This window comes from Pseudomonas sp. CCI4.2 (assembly GCF_034350045.1).
Taxonomy (GTDB): domain Bacteria; phylum Pseudomonadota; class Gammaproteobacteria; order Pseudomonadales; family Pseudomonadaceae; genus Aquipseudomonas.
This window is the reverse complement of sequence record NZ_CP133781.1, coordinates 4,148,097-4,165,076: the sequence shown is the minus strand read 5'-3', so window position 1 is coordinate 4,165,076 and position 16,980 is coordinate 4,148,097. Positions and strand designations below refer to the sequence as shown.

Sequence of the window (16,980 nt, the reverse complement as noted above, 5' to 3'; positions counted from 1 at the left end):
CGCTGTCACACGATGCGCCGGTTGGATTAGTCGAAGTTGGTTGATGTAGCGTCAACATCAACATCAGCACGGCTAAAATGTTCGACGTTTAAAACCTCTCGGGCGTTATTTTGGTCAAGTAACCAAACAGGTAAAGCAATTGCCTCCATCGGCCTAGCAATCAGATATCCCTGAATCTCATGGCAACCCCAACCACGGACAAGCTCGTAGGTCTCCATTGTTTCGACACCTTCCGCGACTACGCGGTATCCCAAAGAACAAGCAAGCTGGATGAGTGTCCGCACCATGCACTGGTTTTTGGGATTCTGAGCGAGGCCATCAATCAATGACCGATCCAATTTCACGACACGAGCAGGTAGCTGCTGGAGGTGTGACCAGTTGCTATAGCCGGTTCCGAAATCATCGATAGCAATCTCGATCCCGTAGGCGCGAAGCTGATCCAGATGCTCCAACATGCGCCCTAAGTTTACGACGCGAGCACTCTCGGTTAGCTCCAATTCAATTAAATGGGGGTCAACACCCTCGACGTGAACCCTCTCAATAAGATAATTGATGAATAGAAGAGATTCGAGGTCGTTAACCGTCACATTAATTGAGACTTTGAAGTTGAACCCTTCACGATGCCAATGGGAAGCCTGTTTGATAGCGTTCCGCAAAACCCAAACGCTAAGCGGCCCCATCAGTGCTGTTTTTTCAGCTAGCGGGATGAATTCTCCGGGCCCGATTGATCCTAGAGTTGGATGCTCCCAACGCAGAAGTGCCTCAACCGAGGTGCATTCGCCAGTAATAATGTCGATGCGAGGTTGGTAAACCAGTCTAAGTTGATCATCGCTGTACATGGCTGTGGTGAGCGAGCGCAAAAGCGTGAAGGTACGTTGCTGCGCAGCATCCAGCCCATTTTCGTAGTACCCCCAACCAACGTTTCGATCTCTGGCGTCACCAGCCGCGCTTATTGCCAACCGAACACACTCCTGCGACGAGCGACCTGACTGATCGAGTTTGAACAAGCCGATGCCCACCGTCATCTGCAGAGGAATGCCTTCGCACACTACCGGCGTTTGGTAGTCGTTGATAACTGCCTGGCTAAAGGCTTCTGCTTCGTGGCCAGCGAGCATGAGCCCGAAACGAGTGGGACTGATTCTGTATAGCTGGCAGTCCGCAGCAACGAGCTTTGAAAGGCGTTCCTTGATGGCCAGCATCAGACCCAACGAAAACTCATAACCTAGCGTTTTGACGATGTCATCTAAAAAGCTTGGGGAGATGATGTCGACCGCTACGACGAGACACTCAGGTGCCTCGGGACTCACTTTTCTAATGTCTTCTTCAAATCTGGTGCGGTTGTAGATTCCGGTGGCAGCGTCAACAAAGTGTTCTGATCTAAGCGCGGGGATTCGGCTCATTACAAGCTTAGCCAAATGCATCAGCATTGAGAGGTCTTGTAGGCTCATCGCCGGCCTGGCCACAGTATCTATCACGCAGAGAGTGCCTAGACCCAGGCCATCTTCAGTGGTTAGAGGCGCACCAGCGTAATAGCGGATATTGGGGAGACCGGTGACCAGAAGATTGTCTTTGAATCGGACATCGGCTGTTGCATCCGGCACTTCGAGAAATTCATGCGAATGCACGGTATAGGCACAGAACGACTCGCTGCGCGGCGTTTCGTTGATGCTTACGCCAACCTTGGCGCGGAACCATTGCTTGTGCTGATCAACAATTGAAATAAGCACGATGGGCGCACGAAAGTATTCGGCACAAAGCGCCACGATTTGATCAAAAGTATCATCGTGGTGATCGTCGAGGAGGCACAACTCCCGAATACGTTCAAAACGACGTAGTTCAATTGTTGATGGTTCTTCAGCGTGTTTCATCCAATTCCCAAGAGAGGTGATCAGTAGCGGTAAGGGGATGTCGACGTACGCGTGCGATCCGTGGCAGCAGGAGCATCATGCTCCAAAAACGCAGCCATGATGTCGAAAGGCTACTACCTTAATCATACGCCCCGGTGCTAGGTTTCCCAAATGATAAAACGATGCCCCCATAGCGCTGACCAACTTCGCGGTGACGCACTAGTTCTTTCCTACGGCCGAGCAAGGGTGACAATATCTTCGTACACGCTCAAGCCCGGTCGTCATGGGCGGTCACAGGCGTTGGCAGATGCCCGGAGGTTATGGCCAGCGTTGAGATTGGCGCTCTGAAATCCAGGAGCTGAGCTTCTAACACGCTCACACTCTGCCATCAGCATGGCGTCGTGCTCGCCATCCAATGCGTCGCATAGACTTAGATAGAAGTACAGCTGATGGCTCAACAGCAGATCCCAGATTACGAACCAGCGGTCTCACTAGGGCGACCCCAGCGAAAAAGGAATTCGCAACGACTCAATGGGGCCTTCACGCCCGCCGCACATTTCATCATGGACACACTGCTGCACAAGCACACATGGAAACGGCGGAACCGCTTGCAACAGATCGCGCAAGTGAGTGACGGAACGAAGGTGCATAGGCTTCGCCGAATCGTTCAGCAGCGTAAGCTGGCCGTGATCAAGCCTAACGCGCGCTATGTAGATACCACGCTCCAGTGACAGCAGTTCCAGTTCCCGTATCTCGCCATTTGCAGCCAACTCAGTCAGCTTTTTCAGATTCAAGTTTCACTCCTCGCCTACCAAGGTAGGCGCTCTCCGTCATAAGCAAAGAAGTTTCCGCTGTCGGCAGGGCCCAGTTGATCAATCAGCGATAGCAGCTCATGTGCGGCAAGACGTGCCGGTCTTGCTGCAGCGGCGCCACGGAAGGGTTGGGAAAGGCCCGAGATAACGGTGCCTGGATGAAGGCTGAGTAAGCGGGACTTAGGGCAGGTTCTTGCCAGTTCGATTGCTGCAGTTTTAATCAGCATGTTCAACGCCGCTTTGGAGGCACGGTAGGCATACCAGCCGCCCAAACGGTTATCGCCAATACTCCCGACCTTGGCAGAGAGCAGCGCCATCGCTCCACGAGAGTCAAGCAATGGCAGAAAGTGACGCAACACCAGCGCGGGCCCCAACGTATTCACTTGAAATACAGTCCTGAACGCATCGTCTTCAATCGCGGAGTAACTTTTCTCAGGCTTGATTTCGCCACGATGAAGCAGGCCTGCGGCATGCAGGATCAACTGATACGGTGCTTCTTCGGCTAATTCGGCAGCAGCCTTGGCAATACTCTCAGGTTCTTCCAGATCCAACCGTGGAAAACCATGGCGTCCCAGTTCGCGAACCCCCACACAATGTGGATCCTCCTTGAGCAATTCGCAGAAGGCCGACCCGAGTGCCCCGCTGGCGCCTATCACCAAGGCCCGGTAGCCGTCGCCAAAGGAATTCATCCGCAAGGTATTGTTCATTGAGTTTCCTCCACATACTGGCGATGGAAAAACAACGCCACTTGCCCCATCTCGATGCCGAACTTGGGCATAGAGAGATTGATGACGCCGACGAGAGTTTTACCGTGATGCTCTACTAATGAAGGGTTCATTTTGACTTCTCGCGGCAATATTGCACTTCAGGAGAGGTTCACTCTAATCATTAGGGACGTGCCTTTAACGCTTGGCTTGAAGCAGATAACGCAGGTTTCGGTAGAGCAGCACCTATGGCCCGGATTCTTCGTCGGACGAATGACAGAGTGAAGCTGTCTAGGTCTTCTTTGTTTTCGATGTTGACTGCTTACTTGCCGCGGTTTTCGGCTCCGGCACTGTGCATCGGTTGTCGCGACAGCGACGGCTGCCATCAGGATGAGGTAGCCATGCCAAATAGGGGCGTAGGCGGCAGAACAGGCTATAGCCGACTGCAAGTAGCGGCCGAATTGCGCGCCATGTCAGTGGAGTGGCCCACATACCCAGACCGGCTGCTCGCCAGCTCCATAGGGTAGCGTCTAGACCGGTAACCCAGCGGCCATCGGCGAAGCTGGCATGAAGTGACGACTGCATTTGCTCGAGCGTGAACCCCAGTGCCTTGGCGTCAAAGTCATCGCGACTGATGTCAAAAAACAGCAGTCGTGCCTCTGTGGCGCTTCGGCTCAATATCTTGATTTCTCGAGCGCAAAGCGGGCAGTCACCATCAAAATAAAGCGTCAGTGGCCATTGCTCAGCGTTATACATATGAATGCACTTTGTATAGGTTTTGCATAGGGTATGCCGAAAAAAACTGACTTACAATGGCCACCATTCTTTTACCGTGATAGGAGCCGTCATGTCCGCCCCAGAGGCAGGCGCATCTGGGGTTGCGATGGGGCTTACCGCCGGAATGAAAATGATTGCAGCGGTGCATCGAGCATTCTGAAAATGACTAGCAGCGGGTTTTCTCGTCGACGCGTGTCATGAAATACAGGGTTCAGGCGCTTGTTCGAGCATTCGCAAGGGCAGAACAAAACGGCTCCATAGCGTGCACCTATTGCCTCGCCTGTCAGTATCAGTTACGCGGCCACAACCACCGAATGTGCCCTGCCCTCAGGGCGATGGCTCATTTATATCGCTCCAGCCAGCCCTTACCGGAGCTATCTCCTGACTTTACGCTCTACCTATGAAAATTCAGTCTCCCCTGCCACGCGCGTCGGCCTTGGCATCGCCGCCAACGTGTCGCTACCTAAATGGATAACCGCCGTTGGTATTCAGCGGGAGGGCTCTATCGACTCCACCTTGGTAGACGTCTGCGAGAATGCGAAGTCATCAAACTGGTAAAGGCCTTCACCGATTCTTTTGTACCGTTGGATCAGCTTTTCGCAAGCCCGCACGTGACATCGCATGAGCAACTACTGCTGCAGGCCATTAAAGACATTGATCCGAAAAACACTCTTAACAGTATCGAATTTTCATCGACTATTCTGCGCCAGCTTTAACTGGTACATCATCCGTCTGGATAACAGACATTCCTGACCCCAGCGCCTAGGGCGAGAGCCGAAGTGCAGGCAAGTTACCAGCGTCAAGGTGACCTGCTGAGGCCCGTTTGGAGGGTTACACCACCTCAAAGAATACCCCCCACGCAACGATGGTATTTTGATATGCAAGCCAATGAGTCTGTTAAGTTATCGAGCGTGCATAGAAATTATGCTCGATTTGGCCGACCCATGAGCGAGGCCGTAGCTGGATAATTTGGATTTATGGACAGTGATGACGAGTTCATTCGGAGCAAGGAACAGGAACCAAGCTTTTGCCAAACGTGCATTGATGCCTCGTGCTATAGGGCTGGCCGCTGGTTTTTTCTGCGTCGCCGGGGTCTTTTGGGAGCAAGGTCGTCCACCTTTAATCTGGGCACTGCTCATTACGTTTTGCTTCGTATGGCCGTGGATAGCCTTTGTACTAGCACTGTTCGCTGAACATCCCGCGTATATAGAGCGGCGCAGTGTCCTACTGGATTCAGCTTTGTCCGCGTTTTGGATCGCCGCCATAGGATTCAACTTGCTTCCCAGCGTGGTAATGCTATCGATGCTGGCAATGAACAACGTTGCTACAGGCGGGATGGCTTTCGTATTGCGTGGCTGGCTGGCCAAAATAGTTGGAATCGCCGTTTTCGTTGCAATATTTGGCTTAAGTATTTCGCTTTATAGCAGTCCTTTAGTCGTCTATTCGTCGATACCGATGATTATCATCCAGCCATTGGTCATCGGTTGGACGCTATACAAACTTGCGCTTCGGCTAGGGCGCAACCGTGAGATTTTGCGTGAGTTGAGTGAGACCGACAGCCTGACGGGTCTCTACAACCGTCGCTACTGGAACGCGCTGCTCTCAAACGAATATAAACGCAGCGTGTACGGTGTCTCGAAGGGCTGTCTCGCAATCTTGGATCTGGATCATTTCAAGCAGATTAACGACACGTATGGCCACTTTGTTGGGGATGAAGTCCTGAGGCATGTGGCTTGCGCACTCAGGTCTAACCTACGCTCAACTGATATAGTCGCGCGGTTTGGAGGAGATGAGTTTTGTGTGTTCCTACCTGATACCGATCGAGTAACAGCCTTTCAAGTTCTTGACAGGGTGAGGATAAAGGTCGCCGACTCTGTATTCGGTCAAAAGCAGACAACCGTTGCGACATTAAGCATCGGTCTAACGGCGTTCGACAACCCAATGTTACTACATGAATGGTTCAAACAGGCGGACATTGCGTTGTACGAAGCAAAAACGCGTGGACGCAACCAAGTTGCCTTTTATAATACAGCTGCAGGAGCTTTGAAATAACATAATACCTAGGTTGAAAAGGAACTGTGCTACGTCAAGGTACTGTTGCGTTCTCCACAGCAACGAAGTGCTCGACCTGACAAGGTGCCCGCTTCCTGGTTTGAATATTTCTTACACTTCACAGACTTCAAAAAAACATACGCAGCAGATTACGACTGTAAAGTTTTCAAATCTCCTAGGATGGAGGACACGCTCCCTATGCAACCAGTTGATATTACTCAGTGCTAGAACTCTGGTATGTTTTTGTATCTGTACTTCCAGGTATTTTCATCAAGGGCCATGTACTTCGCGTTCATGGCAAGTCATTGTTCGGCTACCGCACATCGAAGGGCTCTATAAATCTCAGAAATCACCTGCATCGTCGCGTCTTCAATCGTTCCTTCATTCCGGCATAGAACCCAGCCATGATCTGCAATCGCTCGCTCGAACGCCGTGGTACAAGCGACATGATCTTCAAGTTTATGGATCACAGTACTGCTCAGACCACGCCGTCGTGCCGCTGCCCTCGCCCATGAAATATCAGGCGCGGTGACTACCCCGACATGCAGGTCTGGCACCCGCACGTTTCGATCAATGTTCAACTGTAGGATCTCTGCAAACGGCACTATCCGGCGAAACGCGGCTTCAGACGGGTACCAGCGATCGATCAAGATGATGCTGCCTTGTGGCTGTTTAGCTAGCACGTGCTGGGAAATCCAACTACGGCTATCCGCAAAGCGCTCACAAACCCTCAGCTCCAAATTCCTGGTGGGATTTCTCACCAGTCCGTTAACGAGGGCCATTGTTTCACCCCTATAGGGGTCACTTTTTTTCTCGCAAAGCCGGATCACTTTTTTATTGTCTGCCCTCAGCTCTTTAGTGACGGCCTCCAACAGAGTGGTTTTGCCGACTCCCTTAGGTCCATCTAGAGAAACAAACAGCGGACGATTCATTCTTCACATATCGATTGGTATACGGTTTTTTTGCCCTGTTGGTTCGCGGGAACCACTTGGCGCAACCACGCGAGTCGAGTGGATGGCCCTTATGAACAGACATTGACGGACACTCTAACCTGATTTGGCTAACGGGGCTCGAAATCCAGGGTTATGGTCGGTCCGCTCAGCCCATAGGACTGAAGCTCGACGCGGCCGAACAGTATCGTCCCCTCGTAGTTTCACCGCCCTCACCGGCTCCCCGCCCTGCTTGTCGGCATTGATCTTTGAACCACTGCTTGGCGCTTTTTCAGCGTTCGCGGCCGCCAATGGACCCTCCCTTACAATTGAGGCAAACACTCGTAGAGTCGATGTTTCCGTCGATCACTTTCCAAGTCGCCAGGTAGGTGACGTACCGTACCAGCCGCTCATCAAGTGCGACTCTTTGCCGGGGTAGTGGACGTGCGCTGGCCTCGCTGACTTCAATGCCTGATCGGCTTGGTATTTTGCAAGGTAGCTGGCCGACACCACTCCCTGACCCGATTAGCCCCGCACCACCCCCCTTCAAACCAATCCATTACCCCTCATTCAGGAAACAGTGTTTGTCGCAAACCTGCCTACTCACCGTTCCACCACTTCCTTAAGATCCGAGCCCTCGCAGAGGCTGCTGTAACTATTCACCAAACTCCAATTCCAAGAGAATCTTCGACAGCGCCCGACGGAAAAATAGATCATATAACGCGATCGCTTTTAGTTATATCGGAGTTAGAGATGAGTATAAGAAACGCGCTGATCACACTTGCACTTGCCGGCTTAAGCATTTCTGCGATGGCGGAGGATGCTGCGACTGCCAAGAGCGATCAGACCGCGCCGGTAGACATTTATACCTATGACAGCCACCCGGACATCGCCAAGGTCATCTCGCACACCGAGCCCGGCACTCCTGCGGTGCAGAAACCGTGCAACTGACCTACGAAGACTCGGCCGGGGTACGGCACGTTATGCAGTACCTGGTGATGGGCACCGGTTGCGACCACGGTTGATTTGTTGAACCTGATACTTACTGAGTTACACCGCTTGGCCATCTGATGAAAAAAACACCGCGCCAGTCCATAACTTAAAGACAGATAAGACTGGCGCGTCAAGCTTGTTAACAATTCATAATAAATACACTTTGGGGCAACTATGCACAGCAAATCATTGTCAGCCGCGTTGGCGCTGACGAGTTTAACCGTGGGTCTTGGATTAACGGCCACGGCGCGCGCAGACTTTATCGAGGACAGTAAGTTATCGCTGGGCATGCGTAACTTCTTTTTCAACTCTGATAACCACTCCGGTGGTGCAGATCAAAAAGAATGGGCGCAGGGGTTCAAACTTGACTATATCTCTGGGTTTACCGAGGGCCCTGTCGGTTTTGGCTTGGACGTCCAAGGTATGCTGGGTCTGCACCTGGACGGCGGCAAAGGCATGCACCCGGCGGTCAATACCTTCACTCCGAGCAAAAGCGACGGTTCGGCTGAATCCACTTGGGCCAGTGCGGGTGCTACGGCCAAGGCGCGCTTCTCCAAGACCGAATTTCGCTATGGCAACACGCTGACCCCAGCCCTGCCGATCTTGTTGGCCAACGATGGGCGCCTGCAACTGCAGACCTTCGAGGGCGGCATGATCACCTCCAAGGACATCGATAACCTGACGCTGACCGGGGGCCAAATTGAAGGGGTCAAAGGCCGCGCTTCAACCAACAGCACCGGCTTGTCGGTGTCCGGCGCCACGCAAGACAGCAATAAATTCTTATTTGCCGGTGGAGACTGGAAGGTCAATAAAGACCTAACCCTGCAGTACTACTACGCCAACATGGAGAACTTCTACTCTCAGAATTTCTTGGGACTGGTGCATGTGCTGCCGATCACCGACGACTCTTCGTTCAAGACCGATCTGCGCTACTTCAAGAGCACCTCGGACGGACGCAACGGCGAGTCTGGCTACGCGTTCAACAACAACGGTGGCTACGCGAAGAACGCCGGTAAGGTAGACAACACCACCTGGAGCACGATGTTCACCTACTCCTTGGGTAACCAATCGCTGATGCTTGGCCGAACCCAAGTCTCTGACGACGGTGGTTTCGTCTGGAACAACGATGCCAGCGAAACTAACCAATACGGTAAGAACGAAGGCCAAGGCGGCTATAGTTTCTACCTGTTCAACGACGCTACGGTCGGAAGCTTCGCCCGAGCGGGTGAGGCCACCAACTTCGGCCAGTACAGCTATAACTTTGCCGGTCTGGGTATTGCCGGCCTGAAGGCGTCTGTCAGCTACCTGCGGGGCGCAGATATCAGAGCGGCCGATGGCCATGGGGCCGATCAGCACGAATCGGAAATCGACACTCGCGTCGACTATGTTGTGCAAACCGGCCCATTGAAAGGCTTCGGCACTACCCTGCGCCACGGCACCTACCATGCAGGTAACACGGGTTCTGCTGATCTGGATCAGACCCGGTTGTTCTTCAATTACACCTACAACTTCTTCTGATCTGACACCGCGTCAACCATTCCCAGGCAAACCTGCTCCCATAGAAGAATGCGTTCATCTGTGGGGGCGGCCGGTCTCGCGTCTCCTGTATTTCCGCCCCCCAGCAAATCCATGGACCTATTAAATATAGAATTCACGCGCTCAAAAAAAGCGATATCCCTTGGCGACCGTTTTTCTACAACCTGAAAGCGGTAATGCAAAAAGTACGTTCCCTTTGGCCCGCTGCCTCGCAAGCCAGTGAAATGCCAGAGCATCAAAAGAATGTATTACGTGCATTGGAAGTTCTTGCATCCTGACATTCGGATTGGGTGCCGCGAATGACCTGCCTATTGGCGATAGGCAGGGACTGATCAAACTTGATGGTCAAGTTCTTGGCATCAAACCCTGTCCCCCAACTCGTTCTATTAAATCATTCGGAACCAAGTGTGGCTCAGGGTCATGGCCTTCGGCGACGTTCAAAAAAGCTATTCGCTCCTGCCCTGCCTTTAAATCTTGCTTGGCTGTATTCAAAAGAGATGTTTCAGCCCGCAGTTCAAACTTCAAGAAGTTGGCTGCCATTTCCGCGAGTGTGCTCAAGATTAACTCCTGACTAATGCTCCTCTCGGAACACGTCGATGCGAAGATGTGGGTATAGGTTTTAGCGCCAATTTTCAGTTATCAAGAACGCTTGAGCGGACCCGTTTGCAATGATCAGACCATCGCTAAACGTTAGAAGGTGCCATCTATCGGGATAGCAGGCCGCCGAAGTCGTACCCACGTGGCGTTCTATGTCGGATGGCCTAAAGCGATGTCGGCAGTTCCGGTACTAAAGGACGTGTTTGAGTCACGTTCGAACACCGGGTGATTCGTTCGACCATTCGCGCAGCGCTTGAACGAACAACCGCAATGCCATCGGTGGGTGACGATTGGCCGGGTAATAAAGACTCAGGCCTGGGTAGCTTGGGCTCCACTGTGTCAGTAAATGAACCAATCGGCCAGCCGCCAGATGCTCGGCTACCTGGTCTTCGGGCACCCAGCCAACGCCAATCCCAGCCAGTGAGGCCTCAATCATCAGGTTGATGTTATCCATTGTCATCGGGCCTTCGACATCAACGCTGGTGCTGGTTCCAGCGTGTTCAAGATCCCATCGAAACAGAGCGCCGCTGGCAAATCGAAAGCGTATACAGCGGTGTTGTTTGAGTTCGTGCGGCTCGTTCGGTGCGGGATGACGCTCAAGGTATTCAGGAGACGCGACTGCCGCAAAACGAATATCGGGGCCAAAGCGTACGGCGATCATGTCACGCGGAACGTCGTCGAACGCTCGAATGCCGGCATCGAAGCCGTCGGCAACGATGTCCAGCAATTTGCTGTCTACCACGAACTCAACGTGAATCTGCGGGTACGTTGCCAAAAACGCTGGAATAACGTGGCGGATAAGCGGCCTGATCGCTGATTCTGAGGCGCTGATACGGATCGAACCCGAGGGCGTATTGCGTGCGGAAGTCACCTCGTTGACGACGTTTTCCAGATCGCCAAGTAACGGCCGAACGCCATTGAATAGTTGCTCCCCCGCCTCCGTAAGCGCCACTGATCTCGTCGTGCGGTTGAACAGGCGCATCTCCAGTCGGGCTTCGAGGCCGCGCATTGAATGGCTGAGCGCTGACGGCGAAACCCCAAGGACGCGGGCGGCACCGCTGAAACTACGGTGTTCGGCAATGGCAATGAATGCCGTAAGTTCAGGTAGCCCGGCACGAATCATTTGTGATTTTTCCTCAATAACCTATGTACCGGAAGACGGATTGTTGAGGAGATTACAGCAATATAAGGTAGCAGACCGGCTGTAAGAGCCAACGACTAGCCATCTACAGACATTTCAATAGGAGACTGATTATGCAAAAGCGCACAGTAGGCAGCAGCGGCCTTGAGGTATCAGCAATAGGCTTGGGGTGCATGGGCTTGAGTTTCGCTTACGGCCCGGCAATGGAGAAGTCATCTGCCATATCGCTTATCCGTAGCGCTTTCGACGCAGGCGTCACGTTCTTCGACACTGCCGAGGTTTACGGCCCATTCGTTAATGAAGCATTGCTCGGCGAGGCATTAGCACCGTTTCGCGATGAGGTCGTGATTGCTACAAAATTTGGCTTCAAAAATGCCGAAGTTGCACAAGGCCTCGACAGTCATCCTGACACCATTCGAGCGGTGGTCGAGGCCTCGCTCAAGCGCCTGAAAACGGACCGCATCGACCTGCTGTACCAACACCGGGTCGATCCGAGTGTTCCCATGGAGGACGTCGCGGGGGCGGTGAAGCAATTGATCGAGCAAGGAAAGGTCAAACACTTCGGCCTGTCAGAAGCCGGCGTGCAATCAATCCGTCGTGCCCATGCGGTGCAGCCGGTCACCGCGTTGCAAAGCGAATATTCAATGTGGTGGCGGGAGCCGGAAAAAGACATTTTCCCCGTCCTGCAGGAACTGGGCATCGGTTTTGTACCGTTCAGCCCCTTGGGCAGAGGGTTCCTGACCGGGGCCATTGACGCCAACACCACATTCGCAAAAGACGACTTCCGCAATACGGTCCCGCGTTTCAACGAAGAAAACCGCAGGGCCAACGCGCAATTGGTCGAAGCCTTGGGGCGAATAGCCGAAGGCAAAGGCGCCACCCGTGCACAAATTGCCCTTGCCTGGTTGCTGGCTCAAAAGCCTTGGATTGTGCCAATTCCAGGCACCACCAAACTGCATCGTCTGGAAGAAAACGTCGGTGCTGCGACCGTCGCATTAAGCGATGCTGACGTGGCCACCATTGAGTCGGCATTGGCGCGGATTACAGTGGCGGGTGATCGCTACCCGGCTCACTTGCAGCAACGCGTCGACCGTTGAGTTCCCTTGGACCGCCTACTCCCGCCGATACGGGCTTAGGCGGTTCGTCTTTTTCCATACGGTTATCGTGGCCGCTTTTCAATATCACCTACGGGCCAACTCGTGCTTCAAGCATTCCTCGTTATAGGTTTGCTTGACCCCAGCGGGCTTTAACCGCGAGGCGCTGTTGTAGGTCTGCTCGGTGATTCCTATTGCCATCATTCGCATCCAACTCTGCTTGAACTTTTGATACTGTAACTTCCGGCGTGCGCCATAACGACTGACGCCAGAGAGCTTTGATGCTTGGGCAGAGCCCGCAATCCCGGCACCCCAACTGCACACAAACCGATCACTTTTACTCAACTGCTTAGCCTGAGCACCAAGCGCAACGCTGACCAAAATAATCCCTAGGAACGTAGATACTAAAATCCGCACATGACCCTCTCTAACCACCTGAAAAGTCAGCGATTTTGACAAGAAGATAGAGTTCAAAGGGCCAGCAACCTGACGTTTTTGACAATTCAGCTCACTGTTATGACGTGAGCCTTATCAGCGCCGCTTTCGACTTCTGCTCTATGCGCTGAAAGAAGGTCTGCGCACGAATGTCCTGCGCATATGCCACGTTCAGCCGTAGCCAGTCACAGGTCTGACCCTCTGGCATGAATGCCGACCCCGGCGACAGTTGCACATGCAGTTCCTCGGCGATTTGATTGACCTGCTGGGCGCTTAAATGCCGCGGCCGTGCCCACACGAACATACCTTCGGTGGGCTCGGAAAAAACCTCCCAATGAGCGTCGTCAAGTTGCCGAAGCGTGTTCGCCATCTGCTTGTTCAGGCGTTGGCGCAAGCGCTGGATCAGCTTGCGATACGACCCATTGGCCAGCAAGGTGGCAACCACGTTTTCGGCGAACAACGGGCAGCCTAAACCAGTGATCATTTTGACTTCAGCTAACCGATTGATGATTTCCGGTTGGGCAACCACATAGCCGACTCGCAATGAGCTGGTCAGGGTCTTGGAAAAGCTGGCGAGGTAGATCACCCGATCCAAGGCGTCCAGGTTGGCTAACCGAGAGGTTGTACCGTTCTGAAAGTCGGCGTAGATATCGTCTTCGATGATTCGAAAGTCATGTTGGGTGGCCAATTGCAGTAACCGGTAGGCGACGCTCGGCGCTAGGCTGGTGCCGGTTGGGTTCTGGTACATGCTGTTGATGAAGAAATAAGACGGGCTGTGTTGGCTGAGGATCGCTTCAAGACTGGCGATATCAGGCCCGTGCTGAGTTCTGGGTACGGCCAGGGTTTTGATCCCGTGCAACTTCAACAGGTTGAACAGATTGTAATAACCGGGGCTTTCCACCAACACCAGGTCACCCGGTTTTAACAACGTCCGCACCAACAGATCCAGGCCATGACTGGCACCTTGAGTGGTGATGATCTGATGCGGTTCGACGTGAAGGTCAATCAAGCTCAGACGTTTCTGAATGTGCTGCCGCAAATGAGCAGAGCCCAGTGGGGAGCTGTAGTTGAATAACGAGTGGCTGTCGCTGCGCACCACCTGGCGGATTGCCAGCCCCAAATCGGTACCCTCTCGCCACGATTCAGGCAACCAGCCACAACCCAGTTTGAGCGCTGTGGACTCACTGCCGAACAGCTCCCAAGCGCCGTTGTCGTGTTCTCGGTGGGTCTCCACGGACTGGGACCGCGTCTCGGCCACGAAGAAGCCCGATCCATGGCGGGACTCCAGCACACCGACGGCCACTAATTGATCGTAGGCTTTGATCACGCTCGACAGGCTCAAGCCGTTTTCCTGCGCCAATTGACGGATGGAGGGCAATCGGGCGCCAGGCCGGATACGACGTCGCTTTATCCACTGCGTAACATTAGTCACCAGCTGCTGAGTCACCGGCGATGCAGCGTTTCGATCAATGTTCAAGTCCACGACGGGCACTGTTCTCAGATTTTGAGCGAACAGTTAAGCATAAAAGGTACCCGTCTGTTCCTTGTTTACATCGCCCCCGGGATAGATAGTCCGGGAGTTTAGTGAAGGAACTAAAACGCCTATTTACGGAGCAGCATCTTTGAACGCACAGCATCGGAATTCATGGGGATTAGCGTTCGTTCTTTGCCTGATCACCCTCGCGGTAAACTTGCAGGCCCCGTTGTATACGACCTATGCGCAATTGTCTGGCTATGGCGCGGGCGCTACTGCGCTGGCGTTTTCCGGTTATGTACTGGGCGTGTTGCCGGTGTTACTCGCCCTCGGCGGACTGGCTGACCGGGTAGGACGCAAACCGTTGATTCTGACAGCGCTGTGTTTATCCATCATGGCGACGCTCATCATGCTGCTCTGGCCAAATTTGCTAGCACTGGGCGCGGCGCGGCTGCTGTTGGGCATCGGCACGGGGCTTGCCTCGGTCACCGGCACGGCCTACATGACCGAATTGATGTCGACGGGTGATGCTCGCGCCCCCGCCCATTGGGTCACCGCCAGTACGTCCTTAGGCTTTGGACTCGGCGCGGTGCTGACCAGCCTGTTTCTGCTTTCCCACGACAGCGTTACACCCGGCAGCTTTTGGGTGCAATTGGCGTTAGCGTGCGTGGCGATTGTTGTAGTGGTGAAGCTGCCGGACTCTAAAGTGAAAGTCAAAAACACGCCGCTGATACGCTTGCCTAGATTTCCCGCCGGCAGCCTCCCCTACAGTTTTTCAATTTTGTTGGCGTGGGCTGCCTCGGGAGTAGTCATCGCCATCGTGCCGTCGGTGCTTGCAGCCCATGGTATTGAACGTTGGTCTGGCGTCTGTACGTTCTTGGTGATCAGCAGTGGCGTGGTGTTTCAGCCTTGGGTTCGACGGATGCAACCGGCCAAAGCCACGGGGTTGGGACTGTTGATCTTGTCCCTGAGCTATGCACTGCTGGCGTGGGGTGCGATCAGCGGTTGTCTCGCTGCCGTATTAATAGGCGCAGTGGGTGCCAGCAGTGCGTGTTACGGGTTTATTTATTTAGGCGGGCTATCGGCCGTCACGGCGATGGCGGGCTCGGAAACACCCCGCGTCAATGCCGGGTTCTTTCTGTTGGCGTATATGGGATTCAGCATTCCGGTCATTGTTACCGGCCTTCTGGCCGACCACTTCGGCGCTCACGCTGCACTGTGGGTGTTCGGGTTGTTTCTGTTGCTGGGCGTGATCACAGTGGTGATTGTCATCGTTCGAAAAGAAGGCTATGTCGCCAAGGGCTGGGGCACCGGACGCAGCACAACCATCGCTAACGCGCAGGCCGCCATTAAGACAAAGGTGCCGATGAACACCATCCGCATACCGAAATGACCACCTAAATATCCTCCGGTCAAAGGCCCAAGCACTTGGCCGACATATTGGCTGGACGTGGAATACCCGAGCATCCTCCCGGCGATGTTCTCGGGCACCGAGTGGCGGATGATGGCCGCAATACAAGGCAATAATCCGCCCAATGCCAACCCCATCAGGAAGCGCAATACCACCAGTTGCCATTCATTGGTGACAAAGGCTTGGGGAATCAACAGCACTGCCGCCACCGACAGACAGACCGTGACCACCCGCCAGTGGCCCACCGTGTCGGCAACCTTTCCCAAGCGCGAAGCGGAAATAATGCTGCCCAATGCTGCCGCCGACATGACGATCCCCGCCATCATTGTCAGGCTTTCTGTGTGCAATTCTTGCAAGTAAACAGTGATGATCGGCTCGATGGACATGGTTGCGAACATGACCAGGCAGGCCACTACAAACATGATTTTTACCGGTCGTTTATCGTCAATCTGATCCCAGACACGAAGGGGCGGTTCACCCTTTTTAGTGACCTTGCGCGGCACGCGGGGCGCTTCTTTGAGGAAAAATACCGTCGCCAGAAACGTTACGAATATCACCGCGCCGGCGAGGAAAAAGGTGTTACGGATGCCAATCAATGGCGGTAATAACCCCCCCATCAGCGGCCCCACCAGACTGCCGGCCATGATTCCCGAAGACAGCATGCCCAACGCCCATCCCGAACGCGCTTTGGGGGTTTGCGTAGCCACCAGAATCGTCGCGCCTGAGGCATAGCCGCCCAACAACCCTGCCAATAACCGCAGCAGAACCAATTGCCAGACATTCTCTGCCAAGCCAATCAACGACATGGCCACCGCCATTCCGAGGCTGGCCCGAATCAGCATCAACTTGCGCCCGTAACGGTCGCCTAGCCGTCCCCACAACGGTGCCGTAAACGCGGCGCTAAGAAAGGTCGCGCCAAACGCCACCCCCGACCATTGCACGATGGCGCCGGGGTCGCTGACGCCCAGGTGCTCAACGTATAGCGGTAAGAAAGGCAGCAACAAGGTCATCGCAATGATCGTGGTGAAAGAGCCGAAAACACACACTGCCAAATTACGTTGCCAGTGCTGCTGGGTGGAATTCGAAACCGTTGTCATGCCGACCATCCAGGGAAGGAGAACGGCACACGCTACAGCGTTGGTTTAAATAAATAAAATTCATGTTTTTTATGCAATGGA

The 16,980-nt window shown here is 53.8% G+C and carries 16 protein-coding genes; 6 read left to right on the top strand and 10 right to left on the bottom strand.

Annotated features, from left to right (window positions below):
- Nucleotides 1-26: 26 nt before the first annotated feature.
- From RHM65_RS18920 to RHM65_RS18905, 4 genes are all read right to left on the bottom strand, one after another.
- Complete coding sequence (locus tag RHM65_RS18920) at nucleotides 27-1,868, bottom strand: EAL domain-containing protein (RefSeq protein ID WP_322170463.1); 1,842 nt, start codon at nucleotides 1,866-1,868, stop codon at nucleotides 27-29.
- Between the two features lie 470 nt (nucleotides 1,869-2,338).
- Nucleotides 2,339-2,641, bottom strand: coding sequence for a DUF6482 family protein (locus RHM65_RS18915; protein WP_322170465.1), 303 nt, complete (start codon nucleotides 2,639-2,641; stop codon nucleotides 2,339-2,341).
- A gap of 14 nt (nucleotides 2,642-2,655) precedes the next feature.
- On the bottom strand, nucleotides 2,656-3,366 hold the full coding sequence (locus RHM65_RS18910; RefSeq protein ID WP_322170468.1) for an SDR family NAD(P)-dependent oxidoreductase: 711 nt from the start codon (nucleotides 3,364-3,366) through the stop codon (nucleotides 2,656-2,658).
- A gap of 288 nt (nucleotides 3,367-3,654) precedes the next feature.
- Nucleotides 3,655-4,119, bottom strand: coding sequence for a DUF393 domain-containing protein (locus RHM65_RS18905; RefSeq protein WP_322170472.1), 465 nt, complete (start codon nucleotides 4,117-4,119; stop codon nucleotides 3,655-3,657).
- Nucleotides 4,120-5,127: 1,008 nt separating this feature from the next.
- On the opposite strand from RHM65_RS18905, the gene RHM65_RS18900 reads away from it, so the two are divergent.
- Nucleotides 5,128-6,192 (top strand): diguanylate cyclase, encoded by a 1,065-nt coding sequence (locus tag RHM65_RS18900; RefSeq protein WP_322170475.1) that lies wholly within the window; start codon nucleotides 5,128-5,130, stop codon nucleotides 6,190-6,192.
- A 302-nt stretch (nucleotides 6,193-6,494) separates the two neighbouring features.
- On the opposite strand, the gene RHM65_RS18895 is transcribed toward RHM65_RS18900, so the two are convergent.
- On the bottom strand, nucleotides 6,495-7,124 hold the full coding sequence (locus RHM65_RS18895) for a dTMP kinase (RefSeq protein ID WP_322170478.1): 630 nt from the start codon (nucleotides 7,122-7,124) through the stop codon (nucleotides 6,495-6,497).
- A 750-nt stretch (nucleotides 7,125-7,874) separates the two neighbouring features.
- Here RHM65_RS18895 and RHM65_RS18890 point away from each other — a divergent pair.
- From RHM65_RS18890 to RHM65_RS18885, 3 genes are all read left to right on the top strand, one after another.
- Complete coding sequence (locus RHM65_RS18890; RefSeq protein WP_322170481.1) at nucleotides 7,875-8,072, top strand: DUF2790 domain-containing protein; 198 nt, start codon at nucleotides 7,875-7,877, stop codon at nucleotides 8,070-8,072.
- The gene (locus tag RHM65_RS25465) at nucleotides 8,063-8,146 is read left to right on the top strand and encodes a DUF2790 domain-containing protein (RefSeq protein ID WP_369124915.1); all 84 of its coding nucleotides are present in this window, start codon (nucleotides 8,063-8,065) and stop codon (nucleotides 8,144-8,146) included. The genes RHM65_RS18890 and RHM65_RS25465 overlap by 10 nt, the downstream gene beginning before the upstream one ends.
- A gap of 142 nt (nucleotides 8,147-8,288) precedes the next feature.
- Nucleotides 8,289-9,632 carry an OprD family outer membrane porin gene (locus RHM65_RS18885; protein ID WP_322170484.1) on the top strand — a complete coding sequence of 448 codons (1,344 nt, stop codon included), beginning with the start codon at nucleotides 8,289-8,291 and terminating at the stop codon, nucleotides 9,630-9,632.
- 363 nt (nucleotides 9,633-9,995) lie between these two features.
- On the opposite strand, the gene RHM65_RS18880 is transcribed toward RHM65_RS18885, so the two are convergent.
- Both RHM65_RS18880 and RHM65_RS18875 read right to left on the bottom strand, forming a co-directional pair.
- Nucleotides 9,996-10,208: a hypothetical protein gene (locus tag RHM65_RS18880; RefSeq protein WP_322170486.1), complete on the bottom strand. Its 213-nt coding sequence runs from the start codon at nucleotides 10,206-10,208 to the stop codon at nucleotides 9,996-9,998.
- Nucleotides 10,209-10,455: 247 nt separating this feature from the next.
- A complete protein-coding gene (locus tag RHM65_RS18875) occupies nucleotides 10,456-11,370 on the bottom strand; it encodes a LysR family transcriptional regulator (protein ID WP_322170489.1) in 915 nt (304 codons plus the stop codon).
- Between the two features lie 131 nt (nucleotides 11,371-11,501).
- Between RHM65_RS18875 and RHM65_RS18870 the strand changes: the two genes are divergently transcribed.
- Entirely contained in the window at nucleotides 11,502-12,485 is a 984-nt protein-coding gene (locus RHM65_RS18870) for an aldo/keto reductase (protein WP_322170492.1), read from the top strand.
- Between the two features lie 84 nt (nucleotides 12,486-12,569).
- Here the strand turns inward: RHM65_RS18870 and RHM65_RS18865 are convergent, their stop codons facing one another.
- Both RHM65_RS18865 and RHM65_RS18860 read right to left on the bottom strand, forming a co-directional pair.
- A complete protein-coding gene (locus RHM65_RS18865) occupies nucleotides 12,570-12,899 on the bottom strand; it encodes a hypothetical protein (protein WP_322170495.1) in 330 nt (109 codons plus the stop codon).
- Between the two features lie 97 nt (nucleotides 12,900-12,996).
- Nucleotides 12,997-14,400 (bottom strand): PLP-dependent aminotransferase family protein, encoded by a 1,404-nt coding sequence (locus RHM65_RS18860; RefSeq protein ID WP_322170498.1) that lies wholly within the window; start codon nucleotides 14,398-14,400, stop codon nucleotides 12,997-12,999.
- A 139-nt stretch (nucleotides 14,401-14,539) separates the two neighbouring features.
- Here RHM65_RS18860 and RHM65_RS18855 point away from each other — a divergent pair, with 139 nt between their 5' ends.
- Nucleotides 14,540-15,784 carry an MFS transporter gene (locus tag RHM65_RS18855; RefSeq protein ID WP_322183900.1) on the top strand — a complete coding sequence of 415 codons (1,245 nt, stop codon included), beginning with the start codon at nucleotides 14,540-14,542 and terminating at the stop codon, nucleotides 15,782-15,784.
- Here the strand turns inward: RHM65_RS18855 and RHM65_RS18850 are convergent.
- Nucleotides 15,679-16,899 (bottom strand): MFS transporter, encoded by a 1,221-nt coding sequence (locus tag RHM65_RS18850; RefSeq protein ID WP_322170502.1) that lies wholly within the window; start codon nucleotides 16,897-16,899, stop codon nucleotides 15,679-15,681. The two genes, RHM65_RS18855 and RHM65_RS18850, sit on opposite strands and share 106 nt — an antisense overlap.
- Nucleotides 16,900-16,980 lie beyond the last annotated feature (81 nt).